Raw genomic sequence first — 17,806 nt, 5'->3', positions numbered from 1 at the left:
ATGGGAGTAAGCTGCTCGCTATCTACCTGAGCTGGGAGCCGGCCTCGGTCTGTCACTCATGCCCATATAGATTGGCATTTTGATGCGCGTGGTCACTATGCTCAAACTCTAGGCTGGAATGAGCAATACTGAAGCGCATTTTAAGCTGCTCCTTGATCTCTGCTTTGACGGATTCAAGCTGCTGCCAGCCGGTTTCTGTCAGAACCACGTGGCAGTCAAGGGCTGCCATGTTTTCCTGCATCTGCCATAGATGCACATGGTGAATATCCTGGACTCCCTCGATATCTCGTACGGTCTCAACGACTGCCTGCCCGTCAATGTCCGGGGGAGATCCCAGCATTAGCGTACGGATAGGGCCGCCAATTTCAGAGAAGGCTAGGTAAAGAATATATAGCGCAATCCCTATCGTGATCGCGGGGTCTACCCAGCGCATGTCGTACAGTAAAATAAGCGAACCACCGATAATCACGGCGATGGAGGCAAACGCATCCGATAAGTTATGCAGAAAAAGGGCGCGGATATTGACACTCTCTTTTTGCATTGACCACGTGAGCATGGCGGTAAGGGCATCGACGACGAGCGCGACGCCACCAATAATCACGATCGTCCATCCCTCTATCTCAGGGGGATCGACCATCCGCATAGCGCCTTCGTAAATCAGGTAGACACCGACAATAATGAGGGTGGTGTAATTGATGAGTGCTGCCACTATCTCGATGCGGCCATAGCCAAAGGTCATATGCACATCGGCAGGCCGTCTGGCGATTTTACGAGCAGCAAAGGCAATGACTAATGCTGCCAAGTCAGAAAAGTTATGTAACGCATCAGCGATCAGCGATAGGCTCCCCGCCATAATGCCACCGACGATTTGAGCGATGGTTAAGAGCCCATTGGCCCAAATGGAGATGCTGACGCGCCGGTCGCCAGAGGCAGGATCAATGTGGGGATGATCATGATGATGTCCCATCTGTTACCCTCTCTCGAATTATCTGTTCTTGGTACTATAAAACCTCTAGCAACTAAAGCTTCAACCCTTGAGCATTATCTATTTGCATCGCTGGATTGGGAAGCACGTCCCTAGCTACCAAGGAGCCTTTGTGTGCTGGGCCGAAGGTGATCATGTTTTAGGTGCGGGGCTCAATCCACTTCAACCGGTAACGTCCAATCCACCATGGGTAGATTCATTTATTTTGTCGAGGCGCACCTTGTCTGGTTTGTAATCGTCGTCGCGGGGGTAGGCTTACTCTTTCCGGCCACCGGAATAATGCTTAAGTTCGCGATTGGGCCATTACTGGCATTACTGATGTTGATTATCAGCCTCACATTCGATGCGCATGCAGTGCGCATCGTGTTCCGAAAGCCGTCACGGCAGTTGTTGGCATTGGGGCTGGTCTATGGGCCTATGTCGATTGCCGGGTGGCTAACGGGCCGTCTATTTTTTGGAAGCGGCCCGCTGGCTGCTGGCCAAACCTTGCTCGGCACGCTGCCGACAGATGTGTCTTCTCCTCTTTTGGTACTGATGGCGAAAGGCAATGTGGCGCTTGCCGCTGTTTTCAACGCAGTCAACACCGCGTTATGTCCGTTTATTGTTCCCTTCCTGTTTTTATGGCTCACCGGCCTTCAGTTAGACGTGCCGCTTGGATCAATTATTCTTGAATTAACACTAATCGTGCTTCTTCCTACCGTGATTGGGGTCAGCTTGCGTACAAGGTTCTCGGCTTTCTTTGCACGGCATGATTCAGCGTATGCAGGGATAGGGTCGATTCTGTATCTGCTGATCCTACTCGCCGTGGTCGGGCCGAATGCCACCACGATCATTGGCTATGGCTGGTATGCGTTTGTGATTGCGGGCGCGGCCCTGTGCCTCAATTTGATTGGGTACCTGGTAGGTATGTCCTCACGGTTACTCACCTCTGATCGCAAAGAGGTGATTACCTATCTTTTCACGGTCAGTAAAAAGGAATTCAGCATCGCTGCAGCGTTTGTCGCTGCTTCTGGCTTGCCATCAGAGATCGCAATTCCAGCCGCTTTTTTTGCCGTGATTCAAATGATCACTTCGCCCATCGCAGCGAAGATCCTCGCCCGCCACTGAAGGGATGGCCGTATCGGCTCTTCGTCAGAAGAGCAACCTGCACACGGGGTGTACAGGTTGCTCTTAGCGACAAAACAGACACCGCTACTCATAAAGGTGGCAAATAGTACCTATGCTAAGTCACTGCGACCAATACTGACCTTGCTAAAAGCATTTAACACAGAGGCTTCGCAGGGTATCTGTTCCTTTTTGGATTTAGGGTGCTTGAACGTATCGGCGAATCCTGGGCAGTGACCAACTAGTTTTTGGACAACACCTTCTACGTGCCGCACGTTAGACAGCACTTGGCGTAACCACTGCTCGAAGCTGCCTTGGTGGCTCAGCGTGAAGACTAAACCTTTATAGGAAGGAGGCTTGGATGCCTCCTCGCTACCGCCAGCTCTGGGTTTTGGAGGGCGTCGTTGGATCTCCATGAGATAGAGCGTTTGATCTAACACATGCACCCGAACGACGAGCACCCCGCGAGGTACCTTGGTCTGAGTATCAATGTAAACCCAATTAGCGACTGACGTTTCCACCTCCTCGTCTATTTCGAAAGGTTCGAGGCTGATCAACCGAGGGTCGGGGGAAGTGCTAAAGCCGTCTTCAAAGGTAAACCAGCTAACGCCACGAATCGTTTCGGGATAGGCCGATTGCAAATAGAGAAGCGCATTCCACATATCACGTAGAAAGCCCTGTGATTCCAGTGTAATAGGAGCATGAATAGACGCTTGTCCCACTCCCTTCCCTGACCCATGTGGCTCCCCAGTGGAGAAAATGGTTTCGTCACCCGGAACGGGGACGCCTCGTGTATCGGGCACATTTTTTCGAGTATATCGTTTATCCAAGACGGCGCGAGGCTTACCTAAAATAACGAATTCGTCCTCAGGAAGGTCTAGCCAAGAAGAGCCATGGTCGGGCTCTTCATCATCCGTCAGGTCAATGACATCGGGGATGTCTTGAAGCTGATGATAGGGAAATTGAGTGGGAGCATCATCGCCATCGGTGGCTGGTACTGTCGTTGACTTCTCTCTTTCGCGGTGGATCGTGGCACCATCGGGCTGCGTACAGCCTAATATCTGCAAGCCTAGGAATGTGTTGCCACCATCAATTGGAACGCCAGAAACAGAGATTTCCCCGCTGCCTTGAAACCATGGGGTGGCTTTTAAAAGCATCTCATCTGGCGTGGAGCTGGTTTCAAATTGTGAATATATATATTTTGCAGCGCGCTTGGCATACGGATCGTACAACATATGCGCGAGCAAAATGGCATCGTGTTTATGAACATGATAGGTAAATTTGACAGGCCACGTACCTGGGGATGCAGGCGCATCAAGCGGTCGATAAAGACGTTTTTTGACTTCTTCCCAAGGGTAAGTGGCGAGCACTCGCTTGATTTCAGAAGATCGGCCGTAAACGCGAATAAAAAATTCTGTGCAAGGGATGAGCAAGTGTTTGCCATCTGGAAGGTCAAATTCAATCAGGTATGTTTTGTGCTGATTTTTCTGGGGTAAGTAGTTCGAGTCATGAAAAGCGGTATAGAGGCTTCGTCCTGATTGTCGTAAATCATCTAAGGTGACAATTCGCCAGCCGCCTGGAGAAAAAGAAACGGAGAATTTTCTTTCCTCGTAGGCAATACGCGAGCTACTCACGCCCTTTTCCCATACTGACCCTATTCTCAATAGCCCAAGATGCGTTAAGACAGTCTCACGTCTCATCACGCCTCCTAAGTTATTTTCATGGTCGATGGTTCTTAAGAAGATATGGATTTTAGGGACGCTTCGTAAGCGATTGTTCTTAAATATAGGCCCGTACCACCAAACGACCAAGCGCTCTGCCTCGTTTTTTAGGGTGCCATCATGGAAGCTAAAGGTTCTGGATTGTTTAAGAGAAACGGTCACAAAGGCGCACTCTATGTAAACTCAACATAGAGATTGTCGCAGCAATTATTGTTTAGTCGCAACAATTGTTGGAAATGACACCAGTACACGTGATCCGTACTTTTAGTGCGCTCAGCGAAGATGGGCTGGTGTTTCGCGACCGCCATCATGTCTCAATCCCCAACCTTGAAGCGCTGGCCACGGAAGGGGAATTTGATGACTGCTACCTTACCGATAATATCAGGCCGTTATTTGACGAGTGATGCCAGCGGCTAGCCGCACTTTGACCAGCCGCACCCGGCATAACAGGTTGGACAGCCATCCATCATGATCAAATCACCCCGACACTCAGGGCACGTGCCTACCGTAGCGGGGCCACCGCTTGCTTCACCAGAAGACGATGCGCCGGCAGAGTCTTCAGCCGCCGGGGGCTCCTCCGGCTGCCAGGCATGTCCATGCTGCATGCGGTGCGCATAGCGTGCAACCAACGTCTCCACCGGCACTTGGTTGCCCTCCTGATCTAAAAAACCGCGCCGATAGAGAATCCGCTGAATCGACCAAGCAATCGCCGCCACTTCCGAGTCGTGAAACATAGGCTTGTTCCAGCGATTCATGCCACAGCGTACCAAGCCTTTGTCCCAGGCGACTTTGCGCAGGTCTGCCACGGCTTGAGTGACATAGCCCCCACGCGCTGCAAGCGACAGGCTGCGCATGGTCGCAGTAATCCACTGGTGCTCGCTGGAGAGCTGGCCCGAGGGAAAGAAGAACTCCACCGGACGCTCAATCACCACACGCTGGCCGCCAATCACGCCTTCCACTGGCATAAACGAGACCAGCAAGTAGACCTTCTTGCGCCCTTCAGCCCCCACATAAGAGATTTTTTCAGACACTGCTTCCAGTGTGCCTTCCGGGCGCGATGGAATGCGGACCGTTAATGGGTCTTCATCTGGTAGCTCCGGTGCAGGCGCGGGCTGCCCTTGTTGCTTAATACGGTAACCGACAATTTTCGACGTAATTTCAACCGCCATAACGTTCTCCCCAGTTCTTTAGACAGCTCATCAAGCTAAGCCTTGCTTGCGCTTACGATTACCATTTGCCGTAGGTGCCCTCTTTCAAGGCATCAAACAGGTTAGCGGCGTTATGCTCTTCACCGTCGTAAAGCACCTTCTCATCGCCGGTTAGCTCAAGGGTTTCACCATTTTCCAGCTCAAAGACGTAGGTGGTGTTTTTCAGGTCATCCTCACGTACCAATACGCCTTGGAAGGCTTCCGGGTTAAAGCGGAAGGTAGTGCAACCTTTCAAACGGCTCTCGTAGGCCTGCAGATAGAGGTCTTGGAACTGCTCAAAGGGGAACTCGGTGGGTACATTGACCGTTTTGGAAATCGCCGAGTCCACCCACTGCTGAGCTGCCGCTTGAACGGCGACGTGCTGCTCGGGAGTGACCGCGTCAGCGGTAATAAAGTAATCCGGCAGATCGCTCTCTACCGCATCGGCAGCGATAAAGTGGCGGTAGGCCGCTAGCTCAAACGACACTACCTCCACCTGCTCCTTGGTCTTTTTACCGGACTGAATGATGTTGCGGAAATAGCGATGGGAGAACGACGGCTCGATCCCGTTAGAGGCGTTGTTGCCCATGGAGAGCGAGATAGTGCCTGTGGGGGCAATCGAACTATGGTGAGTAAAGCGAGCACCGTGCTCGGCGAGCTGCGCTACCAGCTCCGGCTCAAGCTCGGCCACTTTGGCCATGTATTGGCTATAGCGGGCGTGCAGAATCCGCCCCGGCACCTTGTCGCCTACCTCGTAGCCGTCGCTGGCGAGCTGAGGGCGCTCGCGCATCATCTTGGGCGTAATGGTGTGCTCCTCTTCAAGCACTGGCGCCATGCCCTTCTCTTTAGAAAGCTCCAGCGCCTGCTTCCACCCTTCCAACGCCAAATGACGACTGACCTCTTCAGTGAACGTCAGCGACGCCTGAGAGCCGTAGGGAATTTTCAGCATGGTCAGGGTCGAACCAAGACCTAAAAAGCCCATGCCGTGGCGGCGTTTGGCTTCAATTTCGCGCTGTTGCTGGGGGAGCGGCAGGCCAGCAATTTCCACCACGTTGTCGAGCATACGGGTGAAAATCGCCACGACTTTACGGTAGCGCTCCCAATCAAACCGCGGCTCGGCGCTAAACGGCTCGATCACAAACTTGGTCAGGTTGACCGAGCCCAGCAGGCAAGCGCCCTCTGGCGGTAGTGGCTGCTCGCCGCAGGGGTTAGTGGCGCGGATATCTTCGCAGAACCAGTTGTTGTTCATGCGGTTGACTTGATCGATCAGGATAAAGCCCGGCTCGGCGTAGTCGTAGGTGGAGGACATAATCGTGTCCCACAACTCGCGAGCTTTAATCACCTCGACAACACGGCAGGCCACGCGCCCTTCGGCATCCACCGTGTAGCCCTCTTCCACCACCGGCCAGTCGCGGTAAATCACCTCTTCGACGCTCACATCCTCTTTCTCACCAGGATGCAGTGGGAAGGCCAGCGGCCAATCGGCGTTGTGCTTCACCGCTTCCATAAACTCATCGGTAATGAGTAGGCTCAGGTTAAATTGACGCAGCCGCCCTGCTTCGCGCTTGGCTTGAATAAACTCGCGCACGTCCGGGTGCCCCACATCGAAGGTACCCATCTGGGCACCGCGACGGCCTCCGGCCGAGGCCACGGTGAAGCACATCTTGTCGTAGATATCCATAAACGCCAGCGGGCCATTGGTGCCCGCTCCTGCGCCAAACACAAAGGCACCTTTATGGCGCAGGGTCGAGAAGTCGTAGCCAATACCGGCGCCCGACTTCAATGTCATACCCGCATCGACCACGGAGTCGAGGATATCGCGCATGGAGTCACGAATAGTGCGAGAAACGGTGCAATTAATCAGACTGACGGCGGGCTTGTAGGCTTCGGCTCCCGCATTAGAGAGAATTCGCCCAGCGGGAATAGCACCATTTTCCAGCGCCCAGCGAAATTTGGGTAGCCACTCATCGGCCTTTTCACCTTCTACGGCGGCTAGGGCGCGAGCCACGCGCTCAAAGGTCGCTGCGACATCTTGATCCACCGGTTGGCCATGACGATCTTTTAACCGATATTTGGCATCCCAGATTTCCCTAGATGGAGCCTGCATAGGGACTTCACTGGATGTCTTCATCGCCTTGGCTGCGGTACTCATGTTCACGAAACTCCTTCACGATGGGTAGCGATCGCGCTAAAAAACGGGCCGATTATACGCGGCATCGTAGGGGAGTATAGCCCCGAATTTCTACTATATGGGCCGTTTTTTTGATGCCAACAACACTAGATATAGAAAAATCAGCACCTTGCCCTTTTGCTTATTCCCAACACGCTATAGGCTTAAAGTTTTCGATGACGATACGACCTATGAACTTCCTGAAAACATCAACTTTCGCCGTCACCGCCATGCTGCTTGTCACAGCTCCCCTTTCATTGGCCGCTACATTTAATGTGGAAACAGTGGCTACCCATGGGCACTGGCAATCCATGGCGCTGACCCTAGGAGAAGAGCGCCACTTTCGTGCTGTAGAGACCCACAGCTACTCCGATGCCACGCTAAGCATAAATGCTACTCAAGGAGTCTGTGATTTACCGTGGCTGGAGATGCGCGTCACCCTAGCGCAGCAGCAGGGTGAGAGCCGAGCGGTGAATCTGGTACCCACTCGGCTGCGGATTGGTGACAACCCGATTGTCGATACCATGGCGGAGTTTATTACCGAGCGGGGCGATGACGGCTTTTATGCCCATTTTTATTTGAGCGATATGGAGACGCTGATCGCTGAGATGCAGTCGGGCGAGCAGCTGTTTTTAGGATTTGACCAGGGTGAGCAGGAACCGTGGTACATGACCTTTAGTTTGGAAGGTGCTGGCGATGCCATTCAACGCATGCAGTCGCTGTGTAGCGGCGCCTCTATCACAGAGGCACCTGCTCCTCCGGGTTAAGCGCACGCTCTTCCGCAACCTCTACTCGATTACGGCCGCTGTGCTTGGCTTGATACATAGCGGCATCGGCCCGGGCCATCAGCGTTTTACAGCTGTCAGTAGCGAATGATGCTTCGACACGAAGATAGCCTCGAGATATCTCTTTACCCCTTGACCTGTTGCTTCAGCAACAGCTCAACGCGTCGGTTGGCAGCTCGCCCTTCCGCAGTAGCATTACTTTCCATGGGTTGGGTGTCGGCATAGCCGACGGCCCGCATACGTGAAATGGCAATACCTTGCCGCTCTAACTGGCGTACCACTGCGATAGCTCGTCCCACTGAGAGTTCCCAGTTAGACGGAAACCGAGCGGTCGCGATCGGCACATTATCGGTGTGGCCCTCAACGGAAATTTGACCATCAAAAGCCTGTAGCACCGGAGAGAGCCGTTCTAACACAACTTGCCCCTGGGGCGTTAGCACATCATTGCCACTGGGAAATAAAAGGCTATCGTCAATACGTAGCGTAACGCCCTCTTGCCCCTGGGAGACACTCACTCCAGGGATATCAAGCCCTGCCATTTGGGGATGTAAGCCATCGTGGCGGGGAAGTATTCCTGTGGCTAGGCTAGCCAATGGCAGTGACGTAACGGCATTCGAGGGATCCATGATACTGCTTTCACTCCCTTCGCCACCGCCGGATGGCGTAAGCGCCAACAGCAGTACAAACAGGGTAATCAGCAGCGTCAATACATCCAGGTAACTGGTCAGCCAGCTCTCGTCACTCTCCCCCACTTCGGCGGGAAGCTCCAAAGCATGCCGTGAGTCGCGGTCGAGCATGGCGCTACCCTTTTAATGCGGCACCCATATCGGGCCGAGGCTTAACGTTCGAGTCACGAATTTCGTCGTGGTAATTCGCTACGAAGGAGTTAAGCGTCTCTTCAATAAACGATGGCAGACGGCGCTTGGTAATTAGCGAAATGCCTTCCAGCACCATGTTCATAGTGATAAGGCGCTCTTCCGTACGCCGCTCTAGCTTCACGGCAATCGGTTTAAACACCAAATTGGCCAACAGGATGCCATAGAAAGTAGTCAACAGCGCCACTGCCATCCGGGGCCCAATTACTTCCAGGTCACCCGCATCCATCACTTCGAGCATGTTGACCAAGCCTACCAAAGTACCAATCATGCCAAAGGCCGGTGCATAGGTGGCCATGGTGCGGAAAATTTGGGCTTCAGCATGCTCGCGGGCTTTCAGCCGCGCAATACGCCAGCGCAGCATGTCGAAGATTTCATCCTCTTTTGTATTCGCAATGACCAGTTGAATACCGGTGCGCAAAAACGGATTACGGGTATGTTCCAGTTCTTTCTCAACCGCTCTAACATCCCCCTTAAACCAAAGGCGCGACATGGAAACCAACTCATTGATGTCATCTCGCACATAGGTGTTTTCACGGCGGAAAACTAAACCAACCAGACGCACCACACGCAGCACTTCTTTCAGCGGATAGCTGATAAACGTGGCCGCCAGCGTGCCAGTGACCACAATGGCAAGCCCCGGTAAGTTAATAAAGCTCTCGGGAGACTCTGCGGTAAAAAATAAAACGCTTACCAACAACAGCATGCTGGCAAATATACCGATCAGCGTAGATGGATTCATCAACGGCTCCTCGCCGGTTATGGTTAGTGAGTGAGAGGGTTAATTAGTCTCATGTAGGCGAGCACGCAGCCGACTCACCGCCTGGCTGTGAAGCTGTGAAACCCGTGATTCGGTGACACCGAGCACAGCGCCCACTTCTTTTAGATTCATCTCTTCTTGGTAATACAGCGCCATTAGCAGCTTCTCGCGCTCGGGCAGTGCTTCAATGGCGTCGATCAGCGTTTGCCGCTGCTGTTCATCCAATAATTGTTCAAACGGCTGTCGGTGAGTGTCGTCCCCCGCAGGCTCGCCGCCATCCGCAATGAGCTCTTCGAACGGCAATAATTTCCCGCTATTGGTATCGTTGAGCAGTTGCTGGTAATCACTTAGCGGCATCTCCAGTTCACGGGCAATCTCCCCCTCTTCCGGGGGGCGCCCCAGCTGCTGCTCTAAACGACGCACAGCATCATCTACCGCCCGTGCCGAGCGGCGTACGCTGCGGGGCAGCCAGTCACGAGTGCGCAGCTCGTCCATCATCGCGCCACGGATGCGCTGGCTTGCAAAGGTAGCAAATGTTGCTCCTTGGGCAGCATCAAAGCGCCCTAATGCCTCTAACAAGCCCACCATACCCGCCTGGATCAGATCATCCAGCTCAATACTCGCGGGCAACCTTACCTGCAGCGTTAAGGCCTGACGTCTCACCAGTGGCATGTATTGAGTTAACAGCTCACTCTGTTTGATCCTGCCTTGTGCTGTATACATCCTCGTGCCTCGCGGCTTAACAACCTTTACTGATAGTTCACGATCACTTGTAACCCCTGTACTCGCACAGGGCGTTGCCCTGGCTGCAGCGTAAACCGAAAGTACAGCGGTGCGCTCGCCAACATTCCCGATAGAGCGGTCGTGCTACCGCGCATGCCTGATAGTGCAACACAGCGTTCAGGATGACATAGCCAAGCGTTCACAGGCGTTCCCGGCGGTGATTCAAAGCGCCATTGAATTCGCGACAGCACAGCATTACGCAGTGGGACGCCCGCTGGCGGGGTTATCGCCTGGCTGCTGCTGGTACGGTCGCTCATTGCTACCATCACACTAGGCACTTGGCTGCTCCAACTGCCGGTTGCGGCCTGCGTATTCAACGCGAAAAGCCATAACCCTGCTACTAGCCCTAAACAGCCCATTTTTCTTACTGTTAACAACTTTGCAGGTTTTATCAACGCCTCAATAGCCATCTGCTTAGCGTTACTTACCCAACTCGCCAAACTCTGCATAACTCTCCCCTTGAGCGACACATGCACCCTGGCCCGCCGCTAGCGCGCCAGCAGCAGAAGCTCAATATCTAAATAACGAGCGGAAGCATTGCCCAAATTATCCAGCAACCCCCGGCGCGGCAGGTGGGGTTCATGAAGGGCTAGAAGACGCTGCGGACCACCATGCTCGCGTAATTGGCGCAACACTCGGTACATGGTGGCAAAGGCGTCAGCATCACTGTTGATCCACAACGCCCAGCGTGAGTAACGCTCGGCTAAGTCAGTCAGCGAGGCGCTGTCAGGCATGACAATATGAACATCCCAATCATGTGGGTCTCCTGCCCATTGCCTTCCAAGGGCCGACCATTGCCCCAGCCGACCTCGCACTTTGTCCACCTGCGCTGCGCCAGCATGAGGTAAGCCTACTACCACTAACGTTTTTTTCGGTCTTGGAGGCGCCACGGTGGCAGGCTCGGCAGCAGCAGCTACCGTCGGTGCCATGGCCTCCTGGGTATGCGCGGCGGCTTTCTCTTCGTTAACGGGTGCGGCAGGCACTGCCTCGTCACTTTCCACGTTATGGCCGACTTCATCAGCACCGCGCTGCTGGCGCTGTAAATCGGCCCATTTGCGCAGGCCAGCCGCCTGATCCTGGCCACTCATACCACGCCCTCACGACTGACGCTACCTAGCTGACGAATGGCATCGCGCGCCATCAGAACGTGTACTAATGCATCAAGCAGTGCCGTATCACGCCGCTTGCGCTGGGTTCCTAACAAGCGCAGCAAATCGGCTCGCAGGGCCTGAGCGTCCTCATCGTCAACGATATCTAGATGGCCAGCTACTGCAGCCGCGCCGCTGGCCATCAGCAGGCGCAGCTCGCTGCTGACATCACCCCCATCGGCCTCTTTAAGCTGCTGCCAAGCACGCTTGGTGAGCGATGCCAGTCCGTCACTCTGCAGTTGAGTGATTAAAAGCGTTAACACATCGCTGCCCAAACGTGCAGGCGTTAGCCAGTAGCGGCGCACGATTCGCTTAGTGCTTTCAGGGTCGCTTACCTCACCGACCCACGCCAATACGGGGTTACCTGATACGTCCTGCGCTTCAACATAGGCGCTGGAAAGCTGCATGCTTTGCCCGCGGAAACGGATGCCCACGCTATGGGTTAAGGTGCTTTCTTGGAACAGGGAACGCAGGGTATAGCGCTCGCCCTGGCAGTATACCCGCTGGCTCGCGGGCACCATGCTGACCCACGTCAGATGCTGAGCGTTTAGCCAAGCCAGCGCCTCAGCGTCTGGCAGGGTAGGCAGCAGATGAACCGCAACATCTCCTGCACAACGCACCAAACGTGGCTGCCAGCCCGCTAGCTGACGGTGCTGAAGGCGAGTCAGTGCCAGCCAAGCACCTTGCTCATTCAGGGCAACATCTGGCATCGACCAGTCACAACCTCGCTCGTTGCGGCGGGGCGACCAAACCACCCCTAACGCGTCACGAGTGGTGGAGGCTCCGGCTAACAGCTCATCTAGGCGCTGGTCTTGTATCACCCCCGGCAGCGCTGCGATGTCCCAGGCGGCTTCCAAGCGGTGAAAATCGACGACCCGCTGACGCAAGCGGGTTAACACCGAGGAGAGCCTGCGCCCCTGCCCTAACACATCCCGCGACCAGCGTGGCAAGCTGAGTGGGGCTGTTTCAGCACGCGCGCTACTCGAAACGTTGGCCGACAGTGCTTGATCAATCAGTGCGGGTGGTGTCGCGACCACCATATCTTCTGGCACCTGCTGGCCATAGGAGCCAAACAGCACCCTCATACCGTGGCGCATGACGATGTCTAATACCGGCGCAAGCCGCCCAGCTTCGTCTTGCTTCGTGATGATACAGTCGTCTAACTCGGCACCTGCAGCTCTCGCCGCTTGGCGGTAGCGCAATACGACTTCTTCTAGCGTTTCCGGCTGACTGGCGGCGTTGAGCAACAGCACCAGACGCACGGTGGACTTCCCACCCTGTAAATGGGCGATCTGTTCAATCACCCGCTGATCCCGCTGGCTCATCCCCACGGTATCAATAATCACCCACTGCTTACCTTGTAGCCGACCAACCAATTCATCAATCGGCTGTTCAGCGTCTAGGGCATACATGGGCGTATCCAAGAGCCGTGCATAAATGCGCAGCTGCTCATGAGCGCCGATACGGAAGCTATCGGTGGTCACTAGCGCCACTGGGCGAGTGCCGTGGCGCATCACAAAGCGTGCCGCAAGCTTCGCAGTAGTGGTCGTTTTACCCACCCCAGTGGGGCCAACCAATGCGACGATGCCCGTTTGATCAAAGAAGCTCTCTTCGTGCTGCAGCACGTTAAGCCGTGCCATTAACTGCTCACGCAGCCAGTTAAGCGGCGCGTCGTTAGTAGCCTCGAGCGCGCTCAACTCATCTGGCAATGCTTCCAGCACCTCTTCGCTCAGCTCTGTACTGAAGCCAACCCGGGCCATCAACTGCCGTAGGTGCTCGTAGGCGGTGTCTGCACCGCTTTGAGTCGTTGGCAACGGCTGGCGGCGGGCCAGTAGTTCGCGCATATCTTGCATTTCCCGAAGCAGACGCTCACTCATCGCCTCTAGGGGGTCTGGTTGCTTTGGCAGTGAAAAGACAGGCGCTGGCGCGGGGCTAGCCTTCGGCTCCTCCGCTGGCGTCGTCGGCGACGGGTCGAACTGGTCAACGGCGTCATCCGCCATGGCGAGAATTTCAACGCCGCCTTCGGTGCGACGGTTGGCGACAATAAGTGCATCATCACCTAACACTTCGCGCACTTGGCGCATTACGTCGCGGCTATTTGCTCCGACAAAACGTCTAACGCTCATGTTTCACCTGTTGCCAAAACGTAAAAGGCTATTACCGCTCGAAGTGTGGCCATTAGCGACCACCCACCAGCGTGGTAACGCGCAGGGTGCGGTCGTCGGGAATTTCCGCTTGAGACATCACCACTAAGTGGCGCATGCGGCGGCGCAGGAAGCGCGACAACACGGCCCGTAGCGAGTGCTGAACCACCAGCACAGGCGCTTCACCACTGCCTTCATGTTTCTCTAACGCTTGCTGCGCTTGATTCATCAAGGTATCCGCCAGCCCTGGCTCCATCGCACCATTGCCGTTCATTGCTTGCAACAACACTTGCTCTAACTGCGCATCCAGCCCCATCACATGCAGCGTATCTTGGCCCGCGAACCACTGCTGGGTAATGGCCCTGCCCAGCGCAATACGCACCAGAGCCGTTAGCTCGTTGGGATCTTTCTGCTGACCCGCATGCTCTGCCAAGGTGTCCAGCACGGTACGCATATCACGAATCGAGACATCCTCATCCAGTAGGTTCTGCAAAATGCGCTGCAGCACGGTGAGGGAGATGGACTTCGGCACTACTTCTTCGACCAGCGATTTTTGATCTTCGCCCAACTTGTCCAGCAGCTTTTGAACCTCCTGGCGGCCCAGCAGTTCAGGCGAGTGGCGGTGCAGCAGATGGTTAAGGTGCGTGGCGATGACCGTACTGGCATCCACGACCGTGTACCCGTATACCTGAGCATGCTCCCGTTGGTTAGCGTCAATCCATACTGCTGGCAAGCCAAAGGCAGGGTCTTGGGTCGGTGTACCCTGAAGCTCCCCCGAGACCTGACCAGGATCAATGGCTAGCCATTTACCGGCCTGCGCCTCAGCGCGGCCAATTTCCGCTCCCTTCATGGAGAGCACATAGGTATTGGGTGGTAGTTCTAAGTTATCGCGAATGTGCACCACGGGCGGCAGGAAGCCCACTTCCTGGGCAAACTTCTTGCGTACGCTTTTAATACGGTCCAGCAGTTCACCCTTCTGCCGGGAATCCACCAAGGGGATCAAGCGATGCCCCACCTCTAAACCAAGCATGTCTACCAGCTGAACATCTTCCCAGCTGGCTTCAGGGGTTTCCTGTATTTGAGGCGGTGCAGCGGAGACTTCCTCCTTCACCAAGGTCTGCTCTTTTCGACGGATCAGGTACCAGGCTAAACCACCCAGCAGCACTGTAAATAGCAGGAACACGAAGTTGGGCATACCAGGTACTAGGCCTAACAGGCCCATTACCATGGCCGCCAAGATCATTACTTGAGGGTTCACAAACAGTTGGCTGATCATCTGCTGACCAACATCCTGCTCGGTGTTGACGCGTGAAACAGTCACACCTGCCGCCGTGGAGATCACCAGCGCCGGAATCTGGGCAACCAAGCCATCACCTATCGTTAGCAGCGTATAAGTGCGGGCAGCATCGGCAAATCCCAGATCGTGCTGCATCATGCCAATCAGCAGGCCGCCAATGATATTAACCACCATGATGACCAAGCCTGCCACGGCATCACCACGGACGAACTTACTGGCACCGTCCATTGAGCCATAAAAGTCAGCTTCTTGAGCAACTTCGGCGCGGCGCTTTTTCGCATCATCTTCGCCAATCAGGCCGGCATTCAAGTCGGCATCAATTGCCATCTGTTTACCGGGCATGCCATCAAGCACGAAGCGAGCGCCCACTTCGGCAATACGGCCGGCACCCTTGGTGATCACCATGAAGTTGATGATGACCAGGATTAAGAAGACCACCAAGCCTACCGCAAAGTTACCGCCTACCAGAAACGTGCCAAAGGCCTCAATGACCTTGCCCGCCGCATCTCCCCCTTCATGGCCTTCCATCAATACCACACGAGTCGAAGCCACGTTAAGGGAGAGTCGCAGCAGTGTGGTAAACAGTAGAACGGCCGGAAACGCGGCAAAATCCAGCGGTTTCTCGGCAAACATACTGACCAGCAGCACCATGATCGATAGCGCAATATTAAAAGTGAACAGCAGATCCAGCGCGAACGGCGGAAGGGGCAGAATCATCATGCCCAGAATCATTAAAATCAGCAGCGGACCGGCGAGCAGCTTCATGCTCACATCGTTCATCCAGTTACGCTGATTGATCAACTGGCTTAAGCCTTTCATGGTTGCGCCTCATTGCCATCGGCACGACGGCCGGGACTATCCATTTCCGGGGGTACCGGTAAATTATCGGGTGTGGGGGGCACCTCGCCTCCTTGTTGTGCAACATGTTTCAGGCGGTAGGCCCAGGCCATCACTTCGGCCACGGCAGTGTACAGTTCGGCGGGCACTTCAGCTTCTAAGTCGACATGATGATACAGGGCGCGCGCCAGAGGTGCTGCCTCCAAGCGCGGAACACCTGCTTCCTCGCCAATCTCACGGATTCGAGCGGCAACAGCATCGGCCCCTTTGGCCACCAACCGAGGAGCCCCCATACGCCCCTCCTGGTAAACCAGCGCCACCGCATAGTGGGTTGGGTTGGTAATAATGACATCAGCTTCAGGTACTTTGCTCATCATGCGCCCGCGGGCCATGGCCTGCTGCTGCTGGCGAATACGGCCCTTCACATGGGGGTCGCCCTCAGAGTCTTTATGCTCTTGCTTCACCTCTTCTTTGGTCATACGCAGCTGTTTGGCGTTATTCCACAGCTGAAATGGGACATCAATGAGAATAACCACGATCAGTGACAGGACGATGAGGCCCGCCACCAGCGCTGCCATATTCAGCGCACTGACCAGTCCCTGCTGCACGGGCTGGTCCATTAGCCCCATAAATTTGCCAATATTAAAATATAAAAAGCCAGCTGCCACACTGCCCACCAAGATGGACTTAGCAATCGCCTTAGCCAGCTCAGCAAGGGCCTGAGCAGAAAATATCCTTTTTAACCCTTTCACTGGGTTTAATTTTGAAAATTTAGGCTGCAACGATTTTGAAGAGATTAACCAGCCACCTAGCAGTGCCGGTGCAACCAGTGCAATCACCGTGAGCAGTAAAAATAAGGGAAGCATAGCGATGAGGGTTCGCTGGCCAAGATCCAGCGCATTCACCAACATAGGCGTGCTTTCCATGGCATGGCGGCGCTCAAATAAAAACGCCTGCTCCATCACCATCCCAAGCTGGTCATAGAGCATTTGCCCCATACCCCACAACCCTATCACCCCACCCAACAGCATCATGAAGGTAGTTAATTCGCGGGATCGAGGCACCTGACCCTCTTCGCGGGCTTTATCTAGTCGCCTGGGCGTGGCCTCTTCGGTTTTTTCCTGATCGCTGTCGTTATCTGCCATGCTGTTATCCGGCTGACGAGTGGCCAGTTGACCAAAATAAGGCATACCATAAACTCAGCCGCCCTAAAGGACGGCTGAACAGTCTACCTATTTTGCCAGATGCAGCGGCTTACAATGAGCTAATAACCCAGCATTAAAAGCCTAATTCGTCCAATAAGTCGTCTACCTGATCCTGGCCGGTAACGATATCAGGGGCGCTCTCTTTCACCTGCGGCCCATTAAGAAGATCTTCATTGCGGCGAGCTTTCTCATTTTTCCACTGATCTTCGGCCTTGCGCTGCATCGTTTCACGAGCTTCAACACCAGGAACATTGTCGATGAGTACCTGTACCAGCTGATGTTCGATCTCACGGATCACATCCATCATTTTCTTGATGACTTGACCGGTAAGATCCTGGAAATCCTGTGCCATCATAATGTCCATCAGCTCCTTGTTGGTCGCTGAGGTAATTTCTGGCACGTCGCTCAGGTAGGTGCGCGTCTCTTTTACCAACACCTTTGCGTCGTCTAGCTCTTTTGGTGCTTCGAACCACTCGGCCCAACGCTTGTCGAGTGCTTCCGCACGCTCAGAGAGCTGATCTTGCAGCGGCTGCGCACGATCAATGGCGTTCAACGCCCTGTCTGCAGCCTGCTCGGTCATCGTCGCCACGTAGTGCAGCCGGTCACGGGCGTCGGGGATCGCTTCAGCGGCCTTTTCAATCTCTTTGTCTAAGCCCAACTCGCGCATATTGTCACGCAGCATGCGGGTAAGCTTACCAATGCGAAAGATAAGGTCTTCTGCGGCTTCTTCAGACAGTTGGGCAGAACCACCCTGCTCATTCTGACTCATTGTGTTGTCTCCTCGTTAACCGAGCGCCTTGGCTCA

Annotated in this window: 16 protein-coding genes; 3 read left to right on the top strand and 13 right to left on the bottom strand. The window is 54.6% G+C overall.

Annotated features, from left to right (window positions below):
• Positions 1 to 52 precede the first annotated feature (52 nt).
• On the bottom strand, positions 53 to 967 hold the full coding sequence (locus L1249_RS01640; protein WP_035556048.1) for a cation diffusion facilitator family transporter: 915 nt from the start codon (positions 965 to 967) through the stop codon (positions 53 to 55).
• A gap of 204 nt (positions 968 to 1,171) precedes the next feature.
• On the opposite strand from L1249_RS01640, the gene L1249_RS01635 reads away from it, so the two are divergent.
• Positions 1,172 to 2,092 (top strand): bile acid:sodium symporter family protein, encoded by a 921-nt coding sequence (locus L1249_RS01635; RefSeq protein WP_235252995.1) that lies wholly within the window; start codon positions 1,172 to 1,174, stop codon positions 2,090 to 2,092.
• 110 nt (positions 2,093 to 2,202) lie between these two features.
• On the opposite strand, the gene L1249_RS01630 is transcribed toward L1249_RS01635, so the two are convergent.
• Complete coding sequence (locus L1249_RS01630; protein WP_128082404.1) at positions 2,203 to 3,972, bottom strand: hypothetical protein; 1,770 nt, start codon at positions 3,970 to 3,972, stop codon at positions 2,203 to 2,205.
• A gap of 74 nt (positions 3,973 to 4,046) precedes the next feature.
• On the opposite strand from L1249_RS01630, the gene L1249_RS01625 reads away from it, so the two are divergent.
• Entirely contained in the window at positions 4,047 to 4,214 is a 168-nt protein-coding gene (locus tag L1249_RS01625; RefSeq protein ID WP_371827811.1) for a hypothetical protein, read from the top strand.
• A 9-nt stretch (positions 4,215 to 4,223) separates the two neighbouring features.
• Here the strand turns inward: L1249_RS01625 and L1249_RS01620 are convergent, their stop codons facing one another.
• On the bottom strand, positions 4,224 to 4,979 hold the full coding sequence (locus L1249_RS01620) for a hypothetical protein (RefSeq protein ID WP_058577015.1): 756 nt from the start codon (positions 4,977 to 4,979) through the stop codon (positions 4,224 to 4,226).
• A gap of 58 nt (positions 4,980 to 5,037) precedes the next feature.
• Positions 5,038 to 7,149, bottom strand: coding sequence for an adenosylcobalamin-dependent ribonucleoside-diphosphate reductase (locus L1249_RS01615; protein ID WP_054641156.1), 2,112 nt, complete (start codon positions 7,147 to 7,149; stop codon positions 5,038 to 5,040).
• Positions 7,150 to 7,358: 209 nt separating this feature from the next.
• Between L1249_RS01615 and L1249_RS01610 the strand changes: the two genes are divergently transcribed.
• A complete protein-coding gene (locus tag L1249_RS01610; protein WP_084354588.1) occupies positions 7,359 to 7,934 on the top strand; it encodes a hypothetical protein in 576 nt (191 codons plus the stop codon).
• 143 nt (positions 7,935 to 8,077) lie between these two features.
• Here the strand turns inward: L1249_RS01610 and L1249_RS01605 are convergent, their stop codons facing one another.
• The 9 genes from L1249_RS01605 to cheZ all read right to left on the bottom strand — a co-directional run bounded on the left by L1249_RS01605 (position 8,078) and on the right by cheZ (position 17,770).
• The gene (locus L1249_RS01605; RefSeq protein ID WP_062360456.1) at positions 8,078 to 8,749 is read right to left on the bottom strand and encodes an OmpA/MotB family protein; all 672 of its coding nucleotides are present in this window, start codon (positions 8,747 to 8,749) and stop codon (positions 8,078 to 8,080) included.
• A 4-nt stretch (positions 8,750 to 8,753) separates the two neighbouring features.
• Positions 8,754 to 9,569 carry a motility protein A gene (locus L1249_RS01600; RefSeq protein WP_058577012.1) on the bottom strand — a complete coding sequence of 272 codons (816 nt, stop codon included), beginning with the start codon at positions 9,567 to 9,569 and terminating at the stop codon, positions 8,754 to 8,756.
• A gap of 39 nt (positions 9,570 to 9,608) precedes the next feature.
• Positions 9,609 to 10,310, bottom strand: coding sequence for an RNA polymerase sigma factor FliA (locus L1249_RS01595; RefSeq protein WP_044629552.1), 702 nt, complete (start codon positions 10,308 to 10,310; stop codon positions 9,609 to 9,611).
• Positions 10,311 to 10,336: 26 nt separating this feature from the next.
• Entirely contained in the window at positions 10,337 to 10,687 is a 351-nt protein-coding gene (locus L1249_RS01590; RefSeq protein ID WP_228219021.1) for a flagellar protein FlhE, read from the bottom strand.
• A 171-nt stretch (positions 10,688 to 10,858) separates the two neighbouring features.
• Complete coding sequence (locus L1249_RS01585) at positions 10,859 to 11,458, bottom strand: hypothetical protein (RefSeq protein WP_228168804.1); 600 nt, start codon at positions 11,456 to 11,458, stop codon at positions 10,859 to 10,861.
• On the bottom strand, positions 11,455 to 13,644 hold the full coding sequence (gene flhF, locus L1249_RS01580) for a flagellar biosynthesis protein FlhF (protein WP_063610138.1): 2,190 nt from the start codon (positions 13,642 to 13,644) through the stop codon (positions 11,455 to 11,457). The genes L1249_RS01585 and flhF overlap by 4 nt, the downstream gene beginning before the upstream one ends.
• A 52-nt stretch (positions 13,645 to 13,696) precedes the next feature.
• Positions 13,697 to 15,778, bottom strand: coding sequence for a flagellar biosynthesis protein FlhA (flhA, locus tag L1249_RS01575; protein ID WP_228168805.1), 2,082 nt, complete (start codon positions 15,776 to 15,778; stop codon positions 13,697 to 13,699).
• A complete protein-coding gene (flhB, locus tag L1249_RS01570) occupies positions 15,775 to 16,941 on the bottom strand; it encodes a flagellar biosynthesis protein FlhB (protein ID WP_228168811.1) in 1,167 nt (388 codons plus the stop codon). Before flhB ends, flhA begins: the two co-directional genes overlap by 4 nt.
• Positions 16,942 to 17,074: 133 nt before the next feature.
• The gene (gene cheZ, locus L1249_RS01565) at positions 17,075 to 17,770 is read right to left on the bottom strand and encodes a protein phosphatase CheZ (RefSeq protein ID WP_044629556.1); all 696 of its coding nucleotides are present in this window, start codon (positions 17,768 to 17,770) and stop codon (positions 17,075 to 17,077) included.
• Positions 17,771 to 17,806: the final 36 nt, after the last annotated feature.

It is taken from the genome of Halomonas sp. Cn5-12 (genome assembly GCF_021532545.1).
GTDB classification, from domain to species: Bacteria; Pseudomonadota; Gammaproteobacteria; order Pseudomonadales; family Halomonadaceae; genus Vreelandella; species Vreelandella aquamarina.
The sequence above is the reverse complement of the archived record's forward strand: the minus strand, read 5'-3'. Positions and strand labels throughout refer to the sequence as shown.

What these genes read in the sequence shown, in the direction of transcription:
- L1249_RS01585 (WP_228168804.1), bottom strand. Translation starts at nt 11,458, where the DNA reads ATGAGTGGCCAGGATCAGGCGGCTGGCCTGCGCAAATGGGCCGATTTA.
- L1249_RS01620 (WP_058577015.1), bottom strand. Translation starts at nt 4,979, where the DNA reads ATGGCGGTTGAAATTACGTCGAAAATTGTCGGTTACCGTATTAAGCAA.
- L1249_RS01635 (WP_235252995.1), top strand. Translation starts at nt 1,172, where the DNA reads ATGGGTAGATTCATTTATTTTGTCGAGGCGCACCTTGTCTGGTTTGTA.
- L1249_RS01595 (WP_044629552.1), bottom strand. Translation starts at nt 10,310, where the DNA reads ATGTATACAGCACAAGGCAGGATCAAACAGAGTGAGCTGTTAACTCAA.
- L1249_RS01625 (WP_371827811.1), top strand. Translation starts at nt 4,047, where the DNA reads ATGACACCAGTACACGTGATCCGTACTTTTAGTGCGCTCAGCGAAGAT.
- flhB (WP_228168811.1), bottom strand. Translation starts at nt 16,941, where the DNA reads ATGGCAGATAACGACAGCGATCAGGAAAAAACCGAAGAGGCCACGCCC.
- flhA (WP_228168805.1), bottom strand. Translation starts at nt 15,778, where the DNA reads ATGAAAGGCTTAAGCCAGTTGATCAATCAGCGTAACTGGATGAACGAT.
- L1249_RS01605 (WP_062360456.1), bottom strand. Translation starts at nt 8,749, where the DNA reads ATGCTCGACCGCGACTCACGGCATGCTTTGGAGCTTCCCGCCGAAGTG.
- cheZ (WP_044629556.1), bottom strand. Translation starts at nt 17,770, where the DNA reads ATGAGTCAGAATGAGCAGGGTGGTTCTGCCCAACTGTCTGAAGAAGCC.
- L1249_RS01615 (WP_054641156.1), bottom strand. Translation starts at nt 7,149, where the DNA reads ATGAGTACCGCAGCCAAGGCGATGAAGACATCCAGTGAAGTCCCTATG.
- L1249_RS01610 (WP_084354588.1), top strand. Translation starts at nt 7,359, where the DNA reads ATGAACTTCCTGAAAACATCAACTTTCGCCGTCACCGCCATGCTGCTT.
- L1249_RS01600 (WP_058577012.1), bottom strand. Translation starts at nt 9,569, where the DNA reads ATGAATCCATCTACGCTGATCGGTATATTTGCCAGCATGCTGTTGTTG.
- L1249_RS01640 (WP_035556048.1), bottom strand. Translation starts at nt 967, where the DNA reads ATGGGACATCATCATGATCATCCCCACATTGATCCTGCCTCTGGCGAC.
- flhF (WP_063610138.1), bottom strand. Translation starts at nt 13,644, where the DNA reads ATGAGCGTTAGACGTTTTGTCGGAGCAAATAGCCGCGACGTAATGCGC.